Below are 19588 nucleotides of genomic sequence, written 5' to 3'. Positions count from 1 at the left end.
TGGCGATGGGACAATCAATTCTGAGAATGAAGGCGGTACAGATTCTGCTGGTGGCCGCCGTTACTGCGGTAGCCGGAGAATTCAAGATCAACCCGTTTGACGGAGATATCTTCCGGATTGCCATGGGCAGCAGCGCCTTTCTCCTCTTCCTGCTGTTAATGAGGCAGCTGCCCTATATCCGCACAGGCTGTGCTGCCGGGGTGGTTGTGCTGCTGTTCCGGACTGCCATGGATATGGTGGAGGGAAGCGGACTGACGGTAGAGCAGAGCCTTAGCAGCCACTTCTCGGCAATGATCTATTACATGGTGTTCGGCGCCCTGATGCATGTCATCAAGAGCCGGATCGATACCTTCCATCCGCTGGTGCTTGGCGCGGTTGCCGCGCTGATCGATCTCCTGTCGAATGAAATGGAGCTGCTGACCCGGCTGATCGTACTGGATTCGGCTACCTTCCGGCTGAACGAGTGGACGTATCTAATGGCGATTGCCGTCCTGCGTACGTATTTCACCACCGGGGTATATAGCAGTATCTCTGTCAGCCAGCTGCGTATCCGGGAGCGGGAGCAGCAGGAGCGGACCCAGCAGATGCTCGGATTCGGCTCCGGCCTGTACGGGGAAGTGTTCTATCTGAAGAAGTCTATAGGCACCCTGGAGCAGGTAACGCTGAACAGCTTCGAGCTGTACAGCAAGCTGAAGGACGGGGAAGGCACAGGGCGTTACAGCCGGCAGGTGCTGGATATCACCCAGCAGCTCCATGAGGTGAAGAAGGATTCGCAGCGGATTCTGGCAGGGCTGGTGAAGCTGGTGGAGCGTGAGGTGAACGGGGACATGCCGTTATCGGACATTCTGAGGTTCGCGGTTAAGAGCAATGCCAAATATGCAGAAATGCTAGGTAAAGAGATCAAATTCCATATTCACATCACCTCCGATTACACAACCGACAGCTACATTCCTCTATTGACCCTGCTTAACAATCTCACCGCCAATGCGGTGGAAGTCATCCAAGGGACAGGCAGCATCCATCTGAACGCTTATGAGCAGGACGGCATGACGATTCTGACAGTGAACGATAGCGGGACAGGCATCGGGAAGCGTGACCTCGATCTGCTGTTCGAGCCGGGCTTCACCACGAAATTCGATGAAGAGGGCATCGCTGCCACAGGGATCGGGCTCTCTCATGTACGGGATATTGTGAATATGTTCGAGGGAAGCATTACGGTTCAGCCGGTATCGCATATCGGTGGGGCCATGTTCCAGATTACAGTGCCGAGCATTAAGCTGCGGAAGGAGGAATAGAGGATGCCGCTATCATTCTGTATTGTAGATGACGACGCGTCGGCGAGAAGAATGCTGCAGCATATTATTGAGGACAGCGGGCTTGGTGAGGTGACGGGTACTGCTGAGAGCGGACAGGAGGGGATAGCCCTGATCCTGAGCGAGACTCCGGATATTGTGCTGATGGATCTGCTGATGCCGGACCAGGACGGGATTGAGACCATCCTCTCTCTTCAGGCACAGGGCTGCCGCTCCAAATTCGTAATGATCTCGCAGATTGAGAACGGGGACATGGTGAGCCGCGCCTACAAAAGCGGAATTGAATTCTTCATCCGCAAGCCGATCAACAAGATTGAAGTGGAATCTGTACTATATAAAGTGAATGAACGTTACGCCATGGGCCGTTATCTGGATGAGATCAAGCTGACGCTGGGTAAGCTGGAGGGTCTGCAGTTCGGACTGCCGCAGCTGCCGCCTGGCAAGCGTACCGTCAAGGAGATTGTCCAGCCAATTCTGATGAATATGGGCATGATCTCGGAGAATGGCAGCCGTGATATTATCACGATCATGGAGCTGGCGGTAGCCGAAGGGAACAGCGGAAGTCTTCCGTCCCTCAAGGAGCTGTACGAGCGGACTGCTGCCAAATACAGACCGGTGCCTGCGGAAGCAGCCAAAGAGGTCAAGGCCATCGAACAGCGTCTGCGCCGCGCACTGGCGGCAGGTCTGACAAGTCTCGCGTCCATTGGTCTGACGGATTACGGGAATCCGAAGTTCGAGCATTATGCGCCGCTGTATTTCGACTTCGAAGAGGTGCGCCTGAAGATGAAGGAGATTGAACAGGGCAGAGATAGCGGCAAGGTGAAGGTGAACATTAAGAAATTCCTGCAGGTGCTGCATCTGGAGGTGCTGGAGGGCTTGGGCCGATAAGCTATATATTGGAAAATCGGACCGGGCCGTGCGCCGTAAATGGCGCCGTCAACTATAAAGACAAGACCAAGAAACCTCCGGAGCGCTGGTCAGCGGGCTGGCGGTTATTTTTTTGCGCAGACATGCTGTACAATAGGAGGAAGCAACTAGAACAGCGCGGCTCTGCTGCGGATTGCCTACATAGGGCGGAGGACTTATATTATGATACGAACACTTGCCGTTACGCATGCGGGCGAGATACTGACCGATCTGCTGCTTCAGGATATTGTCCTGGATGATTATGCCTGGATCTGGGCGGATTTCGCTATGCCGACGGAGGAAGAAACCTTGAGGCTGGACACGTATTTTCATTTTCACCCGCTGGCGATTGAAGACTGTATGCATGTTTTGCAGCGGCCGAAGCTGGATTATTACGAGGATGTGCAGTTCTTCGTGCTGCATTCGCTGAATGAGCGGACATTGGAGGCCGAAGAGATCGACCTGTTCCTCAGCCCGAAATTTCTCGTCTCCTACCATCATCAGGACAAGCCGGAGATGGAGGAAGCGTGGCAGATGGTCAAAGCTGAGATTCATAGCCGCAAGGGCTGGTCGGGCGGGCCGATGGCTGCTGCTTACACAGTGATGGACAAGCTGGTCGACAGGTATTTCCCGTCCCTGTATACGCTGGAGGATGAACTCGCGGATCTGGAGAGCCAGGGCGGCAACGAATCAGTGGAAGAACTGATGAGCCAGGTCTTCAATGTGCGTGGAAGGCTGCTGAAGCTGCGGCGGACGATTGTGCCGATGCGTGATCTGATGTACCGGATCGTCAATTCGCAGCATGTGCAGAGTAACGGCGAGGAGCGGGTATACTTCGGCGATATCTACGATCATCTGCTGAAGCTGACCGACATGATTGAAGTTGACCGGGAAATGACCGCCGACCTGCGTGACAGCTATATCTCGCTCAACTCCAACCGGATGAACTCCATTATGAAGACTCTCACGGTGATTACCACGGTATTCATGCCGCTGACGCTGATCGCCGGAATCTATGGAATGAACTTCAGGGTGATGCCGGAGCTGGAATGGAAATACAGCTATTTCGCAGTGCTGCTGCTTATGCTGGTGCTGGGGATCGGGATGTTCGGCTGGTTCCGGCGGAGCGGCTGGTTTAAGTAACAGAACAAGCGTGTTAAACGCCGCCGCTTAGGAACGGCGGCGCTTAACGGAGGAAGGCCCGCCGGATTTACGCTTCTTGGAGGTGGTATTGCGGCGCTTCGCGGCGGGGCGTCTTTTTTTGCGCCGTTTGGGGCTATAGAGGGCTGCATCCTCTGCGGCGGCGAGCTCTCCTGCTCCGCTTCCCTTGCCTTTGCCGAACCCGCCCATCATAAGCTTCACCATCGGAGCCATCTGTGAGAAGCCCTGCATCACCTTCTGCACCTTGCCCATGGTGTTGACGATTCCGTCAATCCCGCCCATCCGGTCAACGATGCCCTTGATCTGTTCCATATTCGCCAGACTTCCGAGATTGCCGAGTCCGCCAAGCAGGCCTCCGGCCTTCGCGGTAGAGGCTTCTGCAGCAGGGAGTGCGAGTGCCGTATCGGTGACTTCAGCGCCGTAAGCAGGCAGCAGCTCAGGTTCTCCGGGAAGCGGGGCAGGTGTATAAGCAGATAGTCCCGGGTAAGGTGACGGATTGTAAGGTTCAGCCAGTGAACGGCCTTGCTGGCGGGAATGATTATAGTAATGCTGAGGCATAGGATCACATTCCTTCGTTAGTGGTTTGCTATACTGTATGTCATGGGCGAACAGACGGTATAGACGAATGCCCGGGTAACCGGGATACCAGCGGAAAAGGGCAGATGCCTATAGGGCGGCAGGCGGAAGTGAAGAAACCGTGTCCATGCTTGATTTCGCACGGTTTTGTAGTACTATGAGTAAGGCGGTCTAACCTGGGAGCCGGAAGTAGAGACGGGTTAACCCTGGTTATGGTGTGCGCCTGGGGTGGACGTTTGTCCATCGATTTCACTCTTTACAGCGTGAAACCGTTAATGCTTGAAAAATGTGCTCCAGTACAATATAGTAGAGGCAAGATAGTCACATTAAGTTAATGTTTAGGGGATGATAGGGCGATGCAGCTAAAGAAGCTAAACGATAAAAGTATCGATCAATTATTTGAGGCTATTTTAACATTGAAAAATATGGAAGAATGTTATGTATTCTTTGATGATCTGTGCACAGTGAACGAAATTCAATCGCTCTCACAGCGCCTTGAGGTTGCGCGGATGCTGGGCAAGGGGTCTACATATAATCAGATCGAAGCCGAGACGGGGGCCAGTACGGCCACAATTTCCCGTGTGAAGCGCTGCCTGAACTATGGCAATGACGGTTATAAGCTTACGCTGGAACGTCTGGGCCGATAATTTATGGTTCCGGGTGTATTGTTAATCAGTCACGGCTCCCGTGATCAGGCCTGGGTGTCGATGGTAGATGAGGCAGTGAGCCATCTCACGCTCCGGGAGGAGCTGCCGGTGGCAGTGGCTTTCCTTGAGCTGGTAGAAGGACGATTGATACAAGATGGAATTGATAAGCTGGAACATGCAGGGGTCACAGATATTATTGTGATCCCCTTGTTTGTGTCTTCCGGCAGTACGCATGTCGATGAGATAGAGTATGCGCTGGGCGCTAAGCCGGTTCCTGAGCGGGAGACCGACCTTGCGCCGTTCAGGGTTGCCGCGAAGGTTCATTACGGATATCCGGTCGATGACGATCCCGATATTGCACAGATGCTGTGGGATAAGCTCCGGGAACTGTCGCAGCATCCCGGGCGGGAGATGGTGCTGCTGGTCGGACACGGCAGCAGGCATGACGGCTTCCGGCAGCGCTGGGAGCAGGGCATCTCTTCACTTGCCGCGCGGGTACGGGAGATAAGCGGGCTGGCTGCAGCTGATTACGGGCTGTTGAACCCGGACAGTGTAAGAAGCCGGGTGGAGCATTGGCAGGAGCAGGGCTATGATGTGCTGGTGGCTCCGCTCTTTTTGAGTGAGGGGTATTTCACCAAGGTAGTTATTCCGCAGCGGCTGGAGGGGCTGCAGTATGCCTACTCCGGCCAGACGCTGCTGCCGCATCCGCTGCTGCCGCGCTGGATTCAGCGGCAGGTGGAAGCAGCGCTCCAGCGTCTTGAGGGTCAGCGTTAATTCATAAGCGGGTAATGTAGCTGGCCCCTGACATTGCTTGTGGGGTACAGAATTGGGTATAATCAGTAAAGTTATCCATTATATAAACAGGTGGCGTTCCGGTAATGAAAACTGCGAGATTGATTTATAATCCCACTTCTGGTCGGGAAGAAATGAAAAGACGACTCGCCGATATTCTAGACCGGCTGGATATGGGCGGTATCGAAGCTACCTGCCATGCAACAACGGGAGAGGGCGATGCTACTGCGGCTGCAGCCCAAGCTGTGGAACGCGGCACTTATGATCTGATCATAGCTGCCGGAGGCGACGGTACGCTTAATGAAGTGATTAACGGGATGGCGGAGAAGCCGAACCTTCCCCCGCTCGGCATATTGCCGCTGGGAACGACGAATGATTTCGCACGGGCCATGGGCATTCCGAAGAATTGGGAGGAAGCCTGCGACCTGATTCTGCGTCAGGAAGCGCGCCTGATCGATCTCGGCAAAGCCAATGACCGTTACTTCATTAATATAGCAGGCGGCGGACAACTGACGGAGCTGACCTATGAGGTCCCGAGCAAGCTGAAGACCATGATGGGTCAGCTTGCCTATTACCTGAAGGGGATCGAGAAGATGGCCAGCCTTGCTCCGCAAGAGCTGTACATCCGTGCGAACGGCCAGGAGATGATCCATGACGAGTTCATGCTCTTCCTGATCGCCAATACGAATTCGGTCGGCGGCTTCGAGAAGCTGGCTCCGGGTGCGCGCATCGATGACGGCTTGCTCGATGTTATTGCCGTTAAGAAATGCAACCTGGCCGAGTTCATCCGGCTGGTGCGTCTAACCATTCGCGGAGATCACCTGAATGACAAGAAGGTTATCCATTTCCGCACCGATGCCATGGAGGTAACCTCTCCCGGCTACGTACAGCTGAACCTGGACGGCGAGCTGGGCGGCACCTTGCCGGGCAACTTCAGCATCCTGCCGCAGCATCTGCGGATTTTTGCGCAGAATAGTTAGGTTGCTGTGGCGGGAATGGAACGCGCAGAATCGCTAGAAGTTCGAAGCCTTTGCGCTAACGGACTGGGCAGCTCTTATTTCGCCCAAAATTGCACTTTACGCATGCTAACGGACTCCAGCGCCTTTAGTTGCCCACTTTGGCCTCTAAAATGCCTATGGGAGAGGAGATAAGCGCTGTACGGTCCGTTAGCACGGCTGAAATATAAGTTTTATGGTAATTAACGTCCGTACGGTCCGTAAGGAAGAGGAGTGTGTTCTGTCAGTACCCTAATGATTAATGAGATGAATAGTGAAGAACATGAAAGAAGTGAACCTATACACATGAGTAAACACCGCAGCGGACGCAGCGGACGCAGCGCAAGCCGCCGGGAACAAAGGCCGGCCGCTGTGGCCGGATTGCCAGTGAACAAGAATGAGGAGGTCCTGCTCGATATCATCGGCATGACCCATGAAGGGGAAGGGGTAGGCCGCGTCGAAGGCTTTACCCTTTTTGTGCAGGGCGCACTCCCCGGTGAGAAAGTCCGGGCCAGAGTGCTGAAGACCAAGAAGCAGTATGGCTACGCCAAGCTGCTGGAGCTGGTGCAGGCCAGCCCCGACCGCATCGCGCCACCCTGCCCTATCTATGATCAATGCGGCGGCTGCCAGCTGCAGCATATGGACTACACCGCGCAGCTCGCATGGAAGCGGCAGCTGGTGGTGGACAACCTGCAGCGGATCGGAAAGCTGGAAGTGGCTGGTGTGCCAATAAGAGGCACGGAGCAAACCCTTACGGAAGCAGAAGCAACAAGTGCTGCCGTCACGGAAGGCGAAGGCATCCGCGTGCTGCCCACCCTCGGCATGGACGAGCCCTGGCGCTACCGCAATAAGGCCCAGGTGCCGATCGGGGTGACCGACGGCGGTCTGGTCGGCGGCTTCTATGCACGGGGAAGTCACCGGATCATCGACATGGAGACTTGTCTGATCCAGCATGAGGACAACGACAAGGTCGTTGCCACCGTCAAGAGCCTCGGCCGTGAGCTGGGCATCACCGCCTATGACGAAGAGACCGGCCGTGGACTGCTCCGTCACGTGGTGGTGAAGAAGGCGTTCCGCACCGGCCAGATGATGCTGGTGCTGGTCACGAACGGCCGGGATATCCCGCATCTGGACGCTTGGCTCGGCAGTATCCGCGGGCAGTTTCCGGCAGTGGTCAGCATCTGCCAGAACATCAACACCCAGCGCACCAATGTCATCTTCGGCAACGATACCCGCGTATTGTGGGGCAGCGATGTCATTTACGACTACATTGGCGAGGTGCAGTTCGCGATCTCGGCACGGTCCTTCTACCAGGTGAACCCGGCGCAGACCGAGGTGCTTTATGCCAGAACTCTGGAATACGCTGCCCTCACCGGCAAAGAGACTGTGATTGATGCGTATTGCGGCATCGGCACCATCTCGTTATTCCTGGCCCAGCATGCGGATCAGGTGTATGGTGTAGAAATCGTGCCCGAAGCCATCGAGGACGCCCGCGCCAACGCGAAGCTGAACGGCATGAACAACGTGAAGTTCGAAGTCGGCGCTTCGGAGGATGTCATCCCGGCCTGGAAAGAGCAGGGCATCACCCCGGACGTCATCGTCGTCGATCCCCCGCGCAAGGGCTGCGACCCACGCCTGCTGGAGACCATCCTGCTGATGCAGCCGGAGCGTGTCGTGTACGTGTCGTGCAACCCATCCACCCTGGCCCGCGACCTGCGGGTGCTGGAGGACGGGGGCTACCGGACGGTGGAGGTTACGCCGGTGGACATGTTCCCGCATACGGTGCATGTGGAGGCTGTTTGTTCTTTAGTTTATAAGGGTTTTGAGTAATAAAAGAGCTAAGTGGGGACGAACTGGGGACGAAAAAATTCAGGAAGGTTATTTTGCTTTAAAAGTTGGTAAGATTGAGTCAAATTTATTTGCTGCCTCTTGATCAGCTTTGAGTAATAAATGACCATAGGTATTCATCGTTGTACCAATATTTGCATGTCCTAGCCGCTCAGAAATGATCTTAGCATGAACACCTTGGTTAATAAGCAACGTGGCTGAAGTATGACGAAGGCTATGAAATGTGATGTAGGGTAACTTGTTTTTTAATAATAAATTTCTGAAATGAAGGTAAGGCGTTTCTGGATAGAACGGCTTGCCTTCTTCATTGAAGAATAAAAAGGAATGTTCTTCTCGTTTCCAGACCTCTTTCATTTTCATTCGTTCTTTACGACAGTGAAGCAGATAGTCACTTAATTCTGCTGTTACTGATGTTGGTAGGGCTACCTTCCTTAAATGATTTCCTAGTTTTGGGTTGCTTGATTATTGGCTCTCCATCTTTAAATGTTGTGATGCTTTGCTGGACGTGTATAACACCCGTATTCAAATCAACATTCTTCCATTCAAGCCCAAGTAATTCTCCTCGTCTTAGCCCCGTAGTAAGTGCTAGGGTTATCATAACTCGCCAGTGATAGGGTTCTTTTTGTAATACCTCAAATAATTGATGAACCTGATCTTCTGAGTATACCCTTGACTCCTTATATTGAACTTTTGGTCTTGTTATCTGAGCAACAGGATTACTTTTAATAATTCTCCATTCAACAGCGCGACTGAAAATATTCTTTAGAATTCGATACATCATAAATACACTGCCGGATGATAGATTTCCTTGCTTGCCATCCATTCGACTCCCGTCCTGTTCAAGTGTATCCAAATAATTTAGAATATGAATTGGCTTAATCTGATCAAGTCTCTGGCTTCCGAATACAGGGAGTATCCGTTTTTTTAAGCAACGTTTGTATGTGTTTAAAGTAGTGACCTCAAGATGTTTAACTGCATATTTCTTTTCCCACTCCTCAACGAATGCTGAGAAGTGCATCTTTTCAGGTGCAATGTACTCACCTGCCTCAATTTCAATTCTAAATTTGACCAACTGTTCGTTTAAATGGTCATTCAGACGTTTCTTTGTTCGCAACAAAGCCTCATCTTCAATTTTTATTGTTTTGTTTTTTTAAAGTCGTTTTCCTTGGGCTGTTGAACCAATCTCTACAATAAGTCGCCACGAATTCTCTCCACGTTTCTCGATGCTTGCCATATCTACATCATCCTTTATGTTTATCTTGATATATTAGAAATCTTGCAAATTCTGTAATCTTATTTTGTTGTTCTTCATTAAGCCACTTTTCATCAATTGTTCGCATGGGGTTAACAACTGAAAGATCGTGTAAATTAGGAATGGGCTTCTTGTCCTCCCATTGATAATCTTCCTGTCCAACTTCATAATCAATATAATCTTCTGCGAGTAAGGAACTTTGAATATCAAGTGCCCTCGCAAGGCGCTCTTGAATAGCTCTCCCTGGATTTTTCCTGCCACCTTTTATCATTGTGTAAGATAACTTGTTGAAATCTCTGCTCTTTCGCAGAGCTTTTTCTTGCTCAATCCTCGTACTCTTCTGTAGTGATCAAGCAAATCTTTAAGTTCTTTTTTTTCTTCCAAAATGTTCATCCTCCTTTGATATAGAGAAAATCACACTATAGTGAATTTTGTTAGTCAAATTTACTATAGTGTGATTTTTTGAATCCCTATTCTATTATTGCTCTTTGATATGAGCATTTTGCATTAATCTAAACCCTTGTTACACAAAGGAATTTTGGGTATAAAAAAGGACTTCACCCCAACTTGGAGAAGTTTTTTGGTAACGACACCAAAACACTCAAGTGGAGGAAATCCCCTTTGTATATTCTCCAAGAAAGTCTATTTTCCTTTGAGGAGTTTCAAAAAATCGAATCCAAAGAACGACTGCCTATCTTTTTCAGCGCACTGGACTTCGCCGAGTTGACTCACAAAGGCCTTGCCCAGCAGTTATTTGAGGATCTTGTGGCTCAGTGCCAAGAAGCTGGAATCATCGACGGAACTCATGCCACCATCGACAGCGCCGCCATTCACGCCTATGAATAAAAAGAACCGAAACGCAAAAGCGAGTTGACGGGCAATGCCAACTGGGGCGCAAAGTTTGATACCTTTGGCAACAAAGTCAAGTGGTTTGGCTATAAGTTGCACCTGGCCGTCGATGCCAAGAGTGAACTTCCCATGGCGCTCAAGGTGCCGCCTGCCCATGTGAATGATGGCGATGAGGGACCAAGCCTCATGAAGCGAATCGTCGAACGATTCAAGCCTCTTTTTTTCATGCTGGATGCAGGATATGACCAATTAAAAAACTACAAAATGGCTCGCAGCGTCAAGGCCCAAGCGATTATTCCAATGAATCCGCGGAACGAAAAGGAACCTCCTGCAGGCATGACAAGCAAAGGGACACCTTGCTGTTCGATGGGGTATCCGATGACGTATTGGGGACAGGAAAAAGAACGTTTGAAGTTTCGTTGCCCACACGCTACGGGGAAAGTGGATTGTCCTTTAGGCATGACGGCTTGCTCCGCATCCAATTATGGGATGGTGGTTAAGGTCGACACTCAGCAAGACCTTCGCCGCTATGCAATGCCGCACCGGGAAAGTCGGGGCTGGAAGGAGCTCTACAACAAGCGAACCAGTGTAGAACGCTGCAACTCTCGAATGAAGACCTATCTCACCGCAGACCAATTGCACGTTTGGGGCATTCAAAAAGTAACGACTCACCAATATTTGAATGCCATTGTGCTGCTTGCTTCTGCGCTAGCTGTATCGAGACAAAGAGTCGTAGCTGCCGCTTAAAATGTAGCCTTTCCGCAAATTCTGCCCGTCTGTCCATGTGTAACCCGGATCTCAAAAAACGGAGATTTGGTTGTGGAACAGCTATGACTTCGAACCGGAAATTGAATTATGCAAAATGCTCATATATGAAAATAAAGATGATATTAATAAAGCTTAGCGTAACTGAATCGACTCTTATTTTTTATTAATGATAATTTTGTTCATATTTCAGTATATTTTATACTGAAATAGTGAATAAAATTAATGTTCATGATATAATAAAAAAAAATATTGAATGGGGGAGAAGAGTGGATACAGTTGTTCGTATTAATAAAGTGGAGATTCAAAATATTAAAAATGTAAGATATGGAAAATTTGAAGGGAACTATTCTTACGATGTATATAGTCTTGAGAATGAAGTAATTGAAACAAAGCAAGCTGACATGCTAGGATTTTACGGGCAAAATGGTTCGGGAAAGACCGCGGTAGTTGAAAGTCTAGCCTTATTAAAGCAACTGTTAAATGGAGAGTTTCTTCCATCAGTAGAACAAAGACTTATTTACAGTGGAGAAAAGAAGGCCAGTTTATCTGTACAGTTTACGATAATCTTGAATAACAGAAGAATATACACTACTAATTATCAAGCTATTCTAGTTTATAGTGATTTATATATGGGAGTTTTAGAAGAGAAGCTTACATTCAAGCAAAATATTAAAGGCTCACGGCCAAAGAGCATATTACAGTATAAAGAACAAGTACTATCGAAAGTACCATTGCAAAAAGAAAAAGATTGGGTAAAGGCGCATACAATTGCGATATATCAAGGGAACTCTATGATCTTTAATCGAAAACTTCAATCTATGTACTTCCCAACGTTACCCTTAGTCGAAGCGGAAATCATTCAGGCTCTGCAAGATGTTTTTGCAAAAAATCTACTAATTATTCCCAATGAGCATACAGGTGTTGTTGGTAAACATTTATTAATTCCGACTGTGGAACCAGATATGAAATACGAGAGTATAGATTTAAACGAAAACCAGGATCTAAATGAAAAACAAGAGAACATCAATATCCTAAAACCATTCATAATAAAGGAAACCGAGATTTCAGCGTTAAAACAAACTCTTGAAATAAATAATATGATCCTTGGGCGATTAATTCCTAACCTACATATAGAATTATTGGAATATGGATTAGAAAAAGATGAACGTAGTTCGGTTTACAATGCTCGTGTAGAATTATTAAGTTGCAAAGATGATCGAAGGCTTCCACTGCGAGTGGAATCGGCCGGAACTTTGAAAATTTTCTCTGTCATCAGTGCATTGATTGCTTTCTATAAACAGGAGAATGCTTGTGTCGTGATTGATGAATTGGATGCAGGTATCTTTGAATATTTGCTTGGTGAAATTTTAGAGTCTTTACAGAGTGAAGCCAAGGGCCAATTGATTTTCACCTCACACAATCTACGTGCTCTAGAAGTGTTGCCTATCAAAAATATTTGGTTCACAACGGTAAATGCGCACAACCGTTATACACAAATGAAGTACGTTCGGGAGGTAAATAATACTCGTAATCGCTATTATGAAGCCATTCAAGTCGATGGCTTGCCTGAAAAATTGTACGTAAACACGGATATTTCATCGATTAAGCGTGCATTTAGAAAGGCTGGGCGAGTCAATGACTAACACTACTCGAAAAAAGCTCTATTTATTAATTGTTGAGGGTGGAACAGATGAAGCTTTATTTCAACCACTGATTACAGAGCTTTCAAATTCTGATGTACGGGTCTATACTCATCGAACGGATATATTTTCGGAATTCACTACCTTGCCTACTTCCTCACAGCAGAGCATTAGAAACAGAATCCAAAAGGTTGTAAAAGATAAGATAAATAGGTTGAATCTTAGACCCAAAATCATATCTGGTATTATTCATATTGTCGATATGGACGGAACATTTATTCCCAATAGCCAAGTGATTATTAGTCCAACGGTGAGTTTGAAAGATAAAAAGCGGTATACAACGAATGTAATTGAATGTTGTGATGTACTAAAGCAACGAGAATTAATTGATAGAAATCAGAGAAAAGCTAGCAATCACCGGAGTATGTTAGGTGTTAGCCAAATTACTGTTGACCGCATAGCGATTCCTTACCGTTCTTTTTTTATGTCAAGTAATACAGATCATATCATGTTCAATTCTCAAAATCTTTCTATCGATGATAAGAATGACCTTATGGATGATTACATTGATGAACATATAGGACGAATGTTAGACGTACTAAACCATTTAAAGCAATTCATGATCAACGATGGCGATTATAGAGAAACCTGGCAACATATTCAGCAGGGAACTAATTCATTAAATAGATTTACTAACACACCTTTGTTATTTGATTTTATTAAAGGTCCAATTGATGCAGAGAAGACAGAAAGCACAATTGAGGCTCAATCGTAATATAGAGTCAATTTCCTCTACCGGTAAGATATTAATTGGAATTTATCTTGCAAGAGGTGTGAGTAGTATTATAATCAGGTCATTTTAAAGAATGCAGTAATAACAAGGGTTTGCTGGTTTGAGTGTGAAGCACTGTAGCGGGATATAATCCCGCATACGATTCATGTTGAAACTGTTTTGTTTGTTCCTAGATTTATAAGGGTTGTGAGTAAGTGAAGAACATAGTGGGGGACGAATTGGTGAGTTTAGAGGTTGTTTGTCTTTGAAATTGAGTCATGCAAGAAATATGAAGGGCAATACCCCAGGGAAGTATATATATTTGAAACATTTATAAAAAATGGAACATGAGATTACGTTCCCTACAGTTATAATATCGCTCTACATATTTGTAAAGTTTTTGAGACAGTCCCATGTGAAATTGATGAATGGAAAGACCGTATGCCATCACCTTGATGTCCTACGGTCTTTTTGGAGAAAATTGAAAAAAAGTAATTTATGAAACTGCGCACACCCTTTTCCGTAGTGTAATTATGTGGTGAATTTAGGTAGTAGGAAAGGGTGAAAAGTATGCTTCAAGAATTTATTGATCAAACCAAGAGTTTAATCTCTCGCTCTGATATTAGACTGCATACCCCAGTTGTAATGCCAGTGAAATATCATGAAGATGGAACCAAAGAACATACTTTAGATTTGTCGAGCTATATGAATAGTAGTAGAATAAGTCAGAATTTTATTTTGAATGTGATATTATTTTTTGGTATTCTTGATACCTATGTGGATAGCACAAATCCGTCAGTTATCGGGAAAAGTTATGCTGAAAAGCTAAGGTTACTACCAAACAGAACTCAATCCGATTCGGTCCTTAATGAAGTATTTCGAATCTATAAGTTAATTCGTAATGCAACAATCCATAACGCATCAAGCATTACAAAGGATAATGCAGGAACAGTTCTTATTCAATATCAATTCAGAAACACACAGCATGAAATTGAGATTTCATCTAAAGGGCTAGAATTATTGAATAGCATTACTTATGAATTTATTTCACCATTTGAACCAAGGTCTGTAGCATATAGTGATGTGTTTCGATTTAGCCTGCTTACCGCTCTGAGAGCTGAGATAAAAAGATTTAATGATGAAAATGGGAGTTTAAATGCACTAGACAATACTCCTTTTCCGTTTAAATATTTACGGAGGTATCGTCCGCAGCCGTTATCGATTGACTGGGGAACAGATACTCTTACCATATTAAATCCATATGATATTCCTTCCGATGAGGTATTATACTACGGAGTAGATTATGAAATAATGAAAAATGGTTATAAGTATCTTATACCCGGTGAAGCATTAATAAATGGAAGGCTACAATTGGATCAACTATCTACTTGGAGGTTAAATTGAATATTTGGATTTAACATCTTTAATTGTTTAGAGGCATAACAGCAAGTTAAATTTGCTTAGAAGTCTGAATTTTGTTAGGATTTATGGGGACAAATTGGGGACGAAATTCAGCAGAAAGCTGCACATCGCTGCTGCAGCAAGCCAAAAGGTCATTTTAGAAGACGCAGTAACAGCAAGGGTTTGCGGGTTTTAGCATGAAGCACCGGAGCGGGATATTATCCCGCATACGGTGCATGTGGAAAGTGTGGCGGTGCTGGAGCTGAAGTAGGTGATAATTCGACATAAAAGAAAGCAAGAAGGCGCTCGGGAATTACTCCCCGCAGCGTCTTTATTTTTGCGCTTTTGCTTGCTATTCTGTGATGATTTTGTTCAGCAGCCTCTCTTTTCTGTGTAAAGCTGCTGCAGAAATCTGCCCTTAATGTGGGATTACCCGCCTTATCCGGATACGCCTATCAAACTATAATCAGGTTGTAAGCGAATACAGAAGGGATATATAGTATTTTCTAAAAAATATGAAAGAGGTGTTTATTTATGTTAAGGAAGTTAAAGTTATTAAGTGCATTATTAATTTTTTGTATGGCCAATCTGTTACCTGTCTTTCCTTTGACCGCAAGTGCGGCGGGTACCATTGTAAGCTATCCATTACCGTCAATCTATACCACGACCAGTCAATACACGGTAACAGCAGACTCTACCAATATACCGGTCATCGACACTTCGGCGGTATTTGTAAACTATAATTATTGTAATTTCTCTTTTTCAGGTACGACTACAATCACAATAACAGCAAGCGAGCCCATCAATACCTATAATATTTCTCCCAAAGCTTTGGGAATCACTGCAACCAAGAGCGGAAATACACTTACCTTTACACTTTCATCACCAACCTATCTTATCGTTAAAATCAATAACCTGAAGGATCTGGTTATCGCGGCAGATGCGCTTGAAACCAATGTTCCGGCGTCATCCGGTACAGGGATATACAATGTTAAAACCGGGTACGGTGCTGACAGTACCGGTGCCACTTTGGCTACACCTGCCATACAGAATGCCATCAATGCGGCTAACGCAGCAGGCGGCGGTATCGTATACGTTCCAGCAGGAGTGTATAAGAGCGGTAACATTGTTCTAAAAAGCAATGTCTCGATTTATCTGGAGGGTGGTTCTGTTATAAGGGGGTCAGGAAATCCAAGCGATTACACTACCCATTTCCATAAGAATTCCCTGAATAAGGATGGGACATGGTTTATTTATACCGAAACCAATGCCAACAATATTAAGATATACGGCAGGGGAACGATTGACGGTAATGGCCATTATATGAGGAATACAAACAATTATCTGAACAATATTCTTGTACCCTTGCAGTGCAGCAACTTCACGGTTGACGGCATAACCATCAGAGACAGCGGCGGCTGGGCTACAATCGTTACAAGATCCAATAACGTAACTTTCCAGAATACCAAGCACTTCAACAACAATGAACTTGATTATGAAAATGATGCAATAGACATCCAAGAGAGCCAGAATGTACTCATCAAGCACACTGTTGCCGTATCGGAGGATGACACCTACTCCTTTAAGACCTGGGATGTAGCCACTACGGATATCGCTGCCAACTGGCCGGGAACTCCTGAGAACCAGTCCAATGTAGTTGTCGATGATGCTTTGGCCTGGAGCAGATGTGGAGCATTCAAGGTTGGAGATGGAGTGAAACAGCTTCAGGATGGCATCGTGGTTAAAAACTCTTTTGTATACAGATGCTGGCGCGCTTTAGCGGTAGGTCATCTGTATGGAACTCCGGCAGCACAAAACATCGTATTTGACAATATCGATGTAGAAGGCTTCTGGCCAAGATCCGGTGTTCACTCCAGATGGTTTGATCTTTCGGCCAAAACCGGTCCGATCAAAAATGTGGTCTATAATAATATCAATTTACGCGCTTTGGGTGAAGTTTCCATCATGAAGGGCTGGAGTGACACTGCTACTGTCTCGGGAGTTACTTTAAACAATGTCCGCGTCGGTGGAGTTGCGGTAAATAATTTGACAGATTTGAAAATAACAGATACGAACAGCTATGCTGCAGATCCCAAATTCAACACATTGAAATTTGAAGCGGAAGGCTACAACCTTAGTTCAGGAGTTATCTCCTATGAGTCAAGCACGGATGGCGGGCTGGATGTTGGCGGGGGCAGCAATGGCGACTATATCGCCTTTAAAAATGTAGACTTTGGCAGTACCGCTAAAACAAGCATTGATCTGAAGGTTGCATCTGCTAACTCCGGCGGTAGAATCGAATTCCACTTGGACAGCCCTACAGGCACGATGCTGGGTTATTGGACGGGAGAAAGCACCGGCGGATGGCAGTCATGGTCCCTCAAGAATATCCCGATTAGTGCCGGGACAGCGGTAGGAACTCATACGGTATATGTTACTTTTGTGAAGTCAGATTCAACCACAGTTGCAAATTTAACCTGGTTCCAGTTCAAATAAAATGCAAACGGTTTGATATAATTGCAATAAGCTGGATCAAGGGGTATATCAAATGATATACCTCTTTATTCAGCTAAAGGACGTCCTCACTAGTGTTGCATAAAATTTAAAATTGTTGACAATTGGTATATTTGCAATTTATACTAAACATATCCATTTACGGGCGTCATTCACCGTAGTGAAGTAGAGCATTTTCAGCAGGGCTTTATCGCTTGGGAAAATGCTTTTTTCTGCTTTTCATTCCTGCACCGAGTCATATTCCGCCTCCAGCATTCATTGCAGCATCTCTGCAAACAACTCTTTTAGTGCGTATGCACATTGTCCATCGTTTTGAGATTATTCTCCTTCACACTCACTTTCACCTACCTGCTCATTACTGAATATCACCATGTCTGCTATCCTCTCTAATCAGCCTTTCTAAAGATTATCTAACGGAGGAAACATGATGTCTAAATCAATAGAATTTATCTTGAGAGATGAAATTTTTGCTGAACTTGACATCAAGTATCCGGATGACCACAATACCCCTTTGTTGGATCAAGGGATCGATTCGGTGGGCTTCATCAAGCTTATTGTTTCAATGGAATCGAAGTTTAACATCTCGATCCCTGATGAGGATCTGTTGTTTGAGAAGTTCTCCACGACTGGATTAATCCTCAATTATTTGACCGAGACAACGATATGATGACTATCATTCAGCGTTTATTCATGGAGGCTTGTGATCGCAAGGATCAAATTATCCTTCAAGATCTAAAGGAGCAGTGGACTTATGCGGAAGTGATGACAGAAGCATACTTAATTGCTTTATATATCAAAAAGAACTTTGAGCTTGAGGCCGGCAGCCATCTTGCAGTCTACACAAATAATGAGCCCTTGTTCATTACTGCGGCGCTTGGCATTCAGTTCAGCGGTCATGTACTCATACCGGTTCCTTACTCGGCATCCCTAACTGAGATTGAAAATATTTTACAAGCCAGTGACGCCAAGCTGGTTATCAGCAAATATGCACAGCCTGCGCGTTTAAATCGCCATATTTATTGGGTTACCGCTCAGGATTTCTCGCAAGAACCGGTGCCTTCGTTTGAATCGATCTCGCTCACGAATCCGTCCGATCCCAATTCATGTGCTATTCTCCTTCCTACATCGGGCACAACCGGACAATCTAAAATCGTTATGTTATCCCATGAGAATGTATTAACGAATGCGTTGGCACATGGCAGAAAGGTGGGCTATACGGATCAAGATTCGTTTCTTGTAACGATGCCCGTTCATTTCAGTTCTACAATTGTCACGCAATTGATTTCTTGTATGCTATTTGGAACCCGAATTAGGCTTATCAGCTTGCCCTTGCTGCCGCGCACAGCGTTTAGACTGTTTCAGGATAAGGCGGTCACGGCATTCTCAGCGGTGCCTACGCAATTGATGCACTTTGTTTCCGATTATCATCAGACAACCAACTGGAGTGCCTTTGATTCCATTGAATTTATAGTTATAAGCGGTGCGCCGATTCCCGCGAAATTAGTAGACAATCTTCAGACTGTATTTCCCCAAGCGGACATTATTCAAACCTACGGATTGACAGAAGCTTCTCCGCGGGTGAGTATGATGGACCGTGGAGAACGCTGCTTATCCTGTGGATCACCCATCAGTGACGTTTCTATTCGGCTTGTTGACGAAGAAGAGAATGAGGTTGAAGGAGCCGCTATCGGAGAAGTTTGGGTCAAGGGCCCAAATGTGATGCTCGGTTATTACAACAACCCGGAGTTAACGAACGCTACCATTGTTGATGGCTGGTTAAAGACAGGAGATTTGGGATTTTGGAATGAATCAGGGTGTCTCATCATCACAGGCAGAAAGAAAAATATCATTATATCCGGCGGTATCAATATTTATCCGGAAGAAATCGAAGAGTTTTTATATGGTTTGAAAGAAGTGGAGGAAGTCATGATTGTTGGTGTGCACGATGATCTATTAGACGAAGTACCCATCGCATTTCTGAAAGTTTGTGAAGAATGTCTGATTGATCTAGATGCGCTGACACAACATTGCAACTTGCATTTGTCTTCGTATAAGGTACCTAGACAATGGAGGATTGTAGATGACATTCCCAAAACAAAAACAGGAAAACTGGACAGGGCAAGTACGAAGTGCTTATTGCTAAATGAGTAGGGG

At 46.3% G+C, this 19588-nt stretch carries 17 protein-coding genes and 1 pseudogene; 14 read left to right on the top strand and 4 right to left on the bottom strand.

Annotated features, from left to right (window positions below):
- Positions 1-5 precede the first annotated feature (5 nt).
- The 3 genes from J2Z70_RS17795 (at position 6) to corA (ending at position 3362) form a co-directional block, all read left to right on the top strand.
- Positions 6-1295, top strand: coding sequence for an ATP-binding protein (locus J2Z70_RS17795; RefSeq protein WP_209875485.1), 1290 nt, complete (start codon positions 6-8; stop codon positions 1293-1295).
- A gap of 3 nt (positions 1296-1298) precedes the next feature.
- Complete coding sequence (locus tag J2Z70_RS17790; protein WP_036730902.1) at positions 1299-2201, top strand: response regulator; 903 nt, start codon at positions 1299-1301, stop codon at positions 2199-2201.
- A 201-nt stretch (positions 2202-2402) separates the two neighbouring features.
- A complete protein-coding gene (gene corA, locus J2Z70_RS17785) occupies positions 2403-3362 on the top strand; it encodes a magnesium/cobalt transporter CorA (RefSeq protein WP_036730901.1) in 960 nt (319 codons plus the stop codon).
- A gap of 27 nt (positions 3363-3389) precedes the next feature.
- Here the strand turns inward: corA and J2Z70_RS17780 are convergent, their stop codons facing one another.
- Entirely contained in the window at positions 3390-3938 is a 549-nt protein-coding gene (locus tag J2Z70_RS17780) for a hypothetical protein (RefSeq protein ID WP_036730899.1), read from the bottom strand.
- Positions 3939-4312: 374 nt separating this feature from the next.
- Here J2Z70_RS17780 and J2Z70_RS17775 point away from each other — a divergent pair, with 374 nt between their 5' ends.
- The 4 genes from J2Z70_RS17775 (at position 4313) to rlmD (ending at position 8220) form a co-directional block, all read left to right on the top strand.
- Positions 4313-4603 (top strand): YerC/YecD family TrpR-related protein, encoded by a 291-nt coding sequence (locus tag J2Z70_RS17775; protein WP_019913624.1) that lies wholly within the window; start codon positions 4313-4315, stop codon positions 4601-4603.
- A 3-nt stretch (positions 4604-4606) separates the two neighbouring features.
- Positions 4607-5377, top strand: a complete 771-nt coding sequence (locus J2Z70_RS17770; protein WP_209875483.1) for a sirohydrochlorin chelatase — start codon at positions 4607-4609, stop codon at positions 5375-5377.
- A gap of 104 nt (positions 5378-5481) precedes the next feature.
- Entirely contained in the window at positions 5482-6375 is an 894-nt protein-coding gene (locus tag J2Z70_RS17765; protein ID WP_036730895.1) for a diacylglycerol kinase, read from the top strand.
- Between the two features lie 321 nt (positions 6376-6696).
- The gene (gene rlmD, locus J2Z70_RS17760; protein ID WP_209875481.1) at positions 6697-8220 is read left to right on the top strand and encodes a 23S rRNA (uracil(1939)-C(5))-methyltransferase RlmD; all 1524 of its coding nucleotides are present in this window, start codon (positions 6697-6699) and stop codon (positions 8218-8220) included.
- Between the two features lie 48 nt (positions 8221-8268).
- Here rlmD and J2Z70_RS33685 read toward each other — a convergent pair whose 3' ends face one another.
- The 3 genes from J2Z70_RS33685 to J2Z70_RS17750 all read right to left on the bottom strand — a co-directional run bounded on the left by J2Z70_RS33685 (position 8269) and on the right by J2Z70_RS17750 (position 9761).
- A complete protein-coding gene (locus J2Z70_RS33685) occupies positions 8269-8592 on the bottom strand; it encodes a tyrosine-type recombinase/integrase (RefSeq protein ID WP_281068218.1) in 324 nt (107 codons plus the stop codon).
- Positions 8593-8626: 34 nt separating this feature from the next.
- On the bottom strand, positions 8627-9352 hold the full coding sequence (locus J2Z70_RS33680; RefSeq protein WP_281068217.1) for a site-specific integrase: 726 nt from the start codon (positions 9350-9352) through the stop codon (positions 8627-8629).
- A 127-nt stretch (positions 9353-9479) separates the two neighbouring features.
- Positions 9480-9761: a hypothetical protein gene (locus tag J2Z70_RS17750; protein WP_209875479.1), complete on the bottom strand. Its 282-nt coding sequence runs from the start codon at positions 9759-9761 to the stop codon at positions 9480-9482.
- Between the two features lie 350 nt (positions 9762-10111).
- On the opposite strand from J2Z70_RS17750, the pseudogene J2Z70_RS17745 reads away from it, so the two are divergent.
- The 7 genes and pseudogenes from J2Z70_RS17745 to J2Z70_RS17715 all read left to right on the top strand — a co-directional run bounded on the left by J2Z70_RS17745 (position 10112) and on the right by J2Z70_RS17715 (position 19585).
- A pseudogene (locus J2Z70_RS17745) lies at positions 10112-11086 on the top strand (transposase).
- Between the two features lie 287 nt (positions 11087-11373).
- Positions 11374-12750 carry an AAA family ATPase gene (locus J2Z70_RS33890; protein WP_209875477.1) on the top strand — a complete coding sequence of 459 codons (1377 nt, stop codon included), beginning with the start codon at positions 11374-11376 and terminating at the stop codon, positions 12748-12750.
- Positions 12743-13522, top strand: a complete 780-nt coding sequence (locus tag J2Z70_RS17735) for a hypothetical protein (protein ID WP_209875475.1) — start codon at positions 12743-12745, stop codon at positions 13520-13522. Before J2Z70_RS33890 ends, J2Z70_RS17735 begins: the two co-directional genes overlap by 8 nt.
- Positions 13523-14089: 567 nt before the next feature.
- Entirely contained in the window at positions 14090-14923 is an 834-nt protein-coding gene (locus tag J2Z70_RS17730; RefSeq protein ID WP_209875473.1) for a hypothetical protein, read from the top strand.
- A 576-nt stretch (positions 14924-15499) separates the two neighbouring features.
- Complete coding sequence (locus tag J2Z70_RS17725; protein WP_209875471.1) at positions 15500-17416, top strand: carbohydrate-binding protein; 1917 nt, start codon at positions 15500-15502, stop codon at positions 17414-17416.
- A gap of 445 nt (positions 17417-17861) precedes the next feature.
- Positions 17862-18101 carry a phosphopantetheine-binding protein gene (locus J2Z70_RS17720; protein ID WP_209875469.1) on the top strand — a complete coding sequence of 80 codons (240 nt, stop codon included), beginning with the start codon at positions 17862-17864 and terminating at the stop codon, positions 18099-18101.
- Complete coding sequence (locus tag J2Z70_RS17715; protein ID WP_209875467.1) at positions 18098-19585, top strand: class I adenylate-forming enzyme family protein; 1488 nt, start codon at positions 18098-18100, stop codon at positions 19583-19585. The genes J2Z70_RS17720 and J2Z70_RS17715 overlap by 4 nt, the downstream gene beginning before the upstream one ends.
- The last annotated feature ends 3 nt before the right edge of the window (positions 19586-19588 follow it).

Origin of the sequence: Paenibacillus silagei (assembly GCF_017874735.1) — a bacterium.
GTDB classification, from domain to species: domain Bacteria; phylum Bacillota; class Bacilli; order Paenibacillales; family Paenibacillaceae; genus Paenibacillus_AQ; species Paenibacillus_AQ silagei.
The sequence above is the reverse complement of the archived record's forward strand: the minus strand, read 5'-3'. Positions and strand labels throughout refer to the sequence as shown.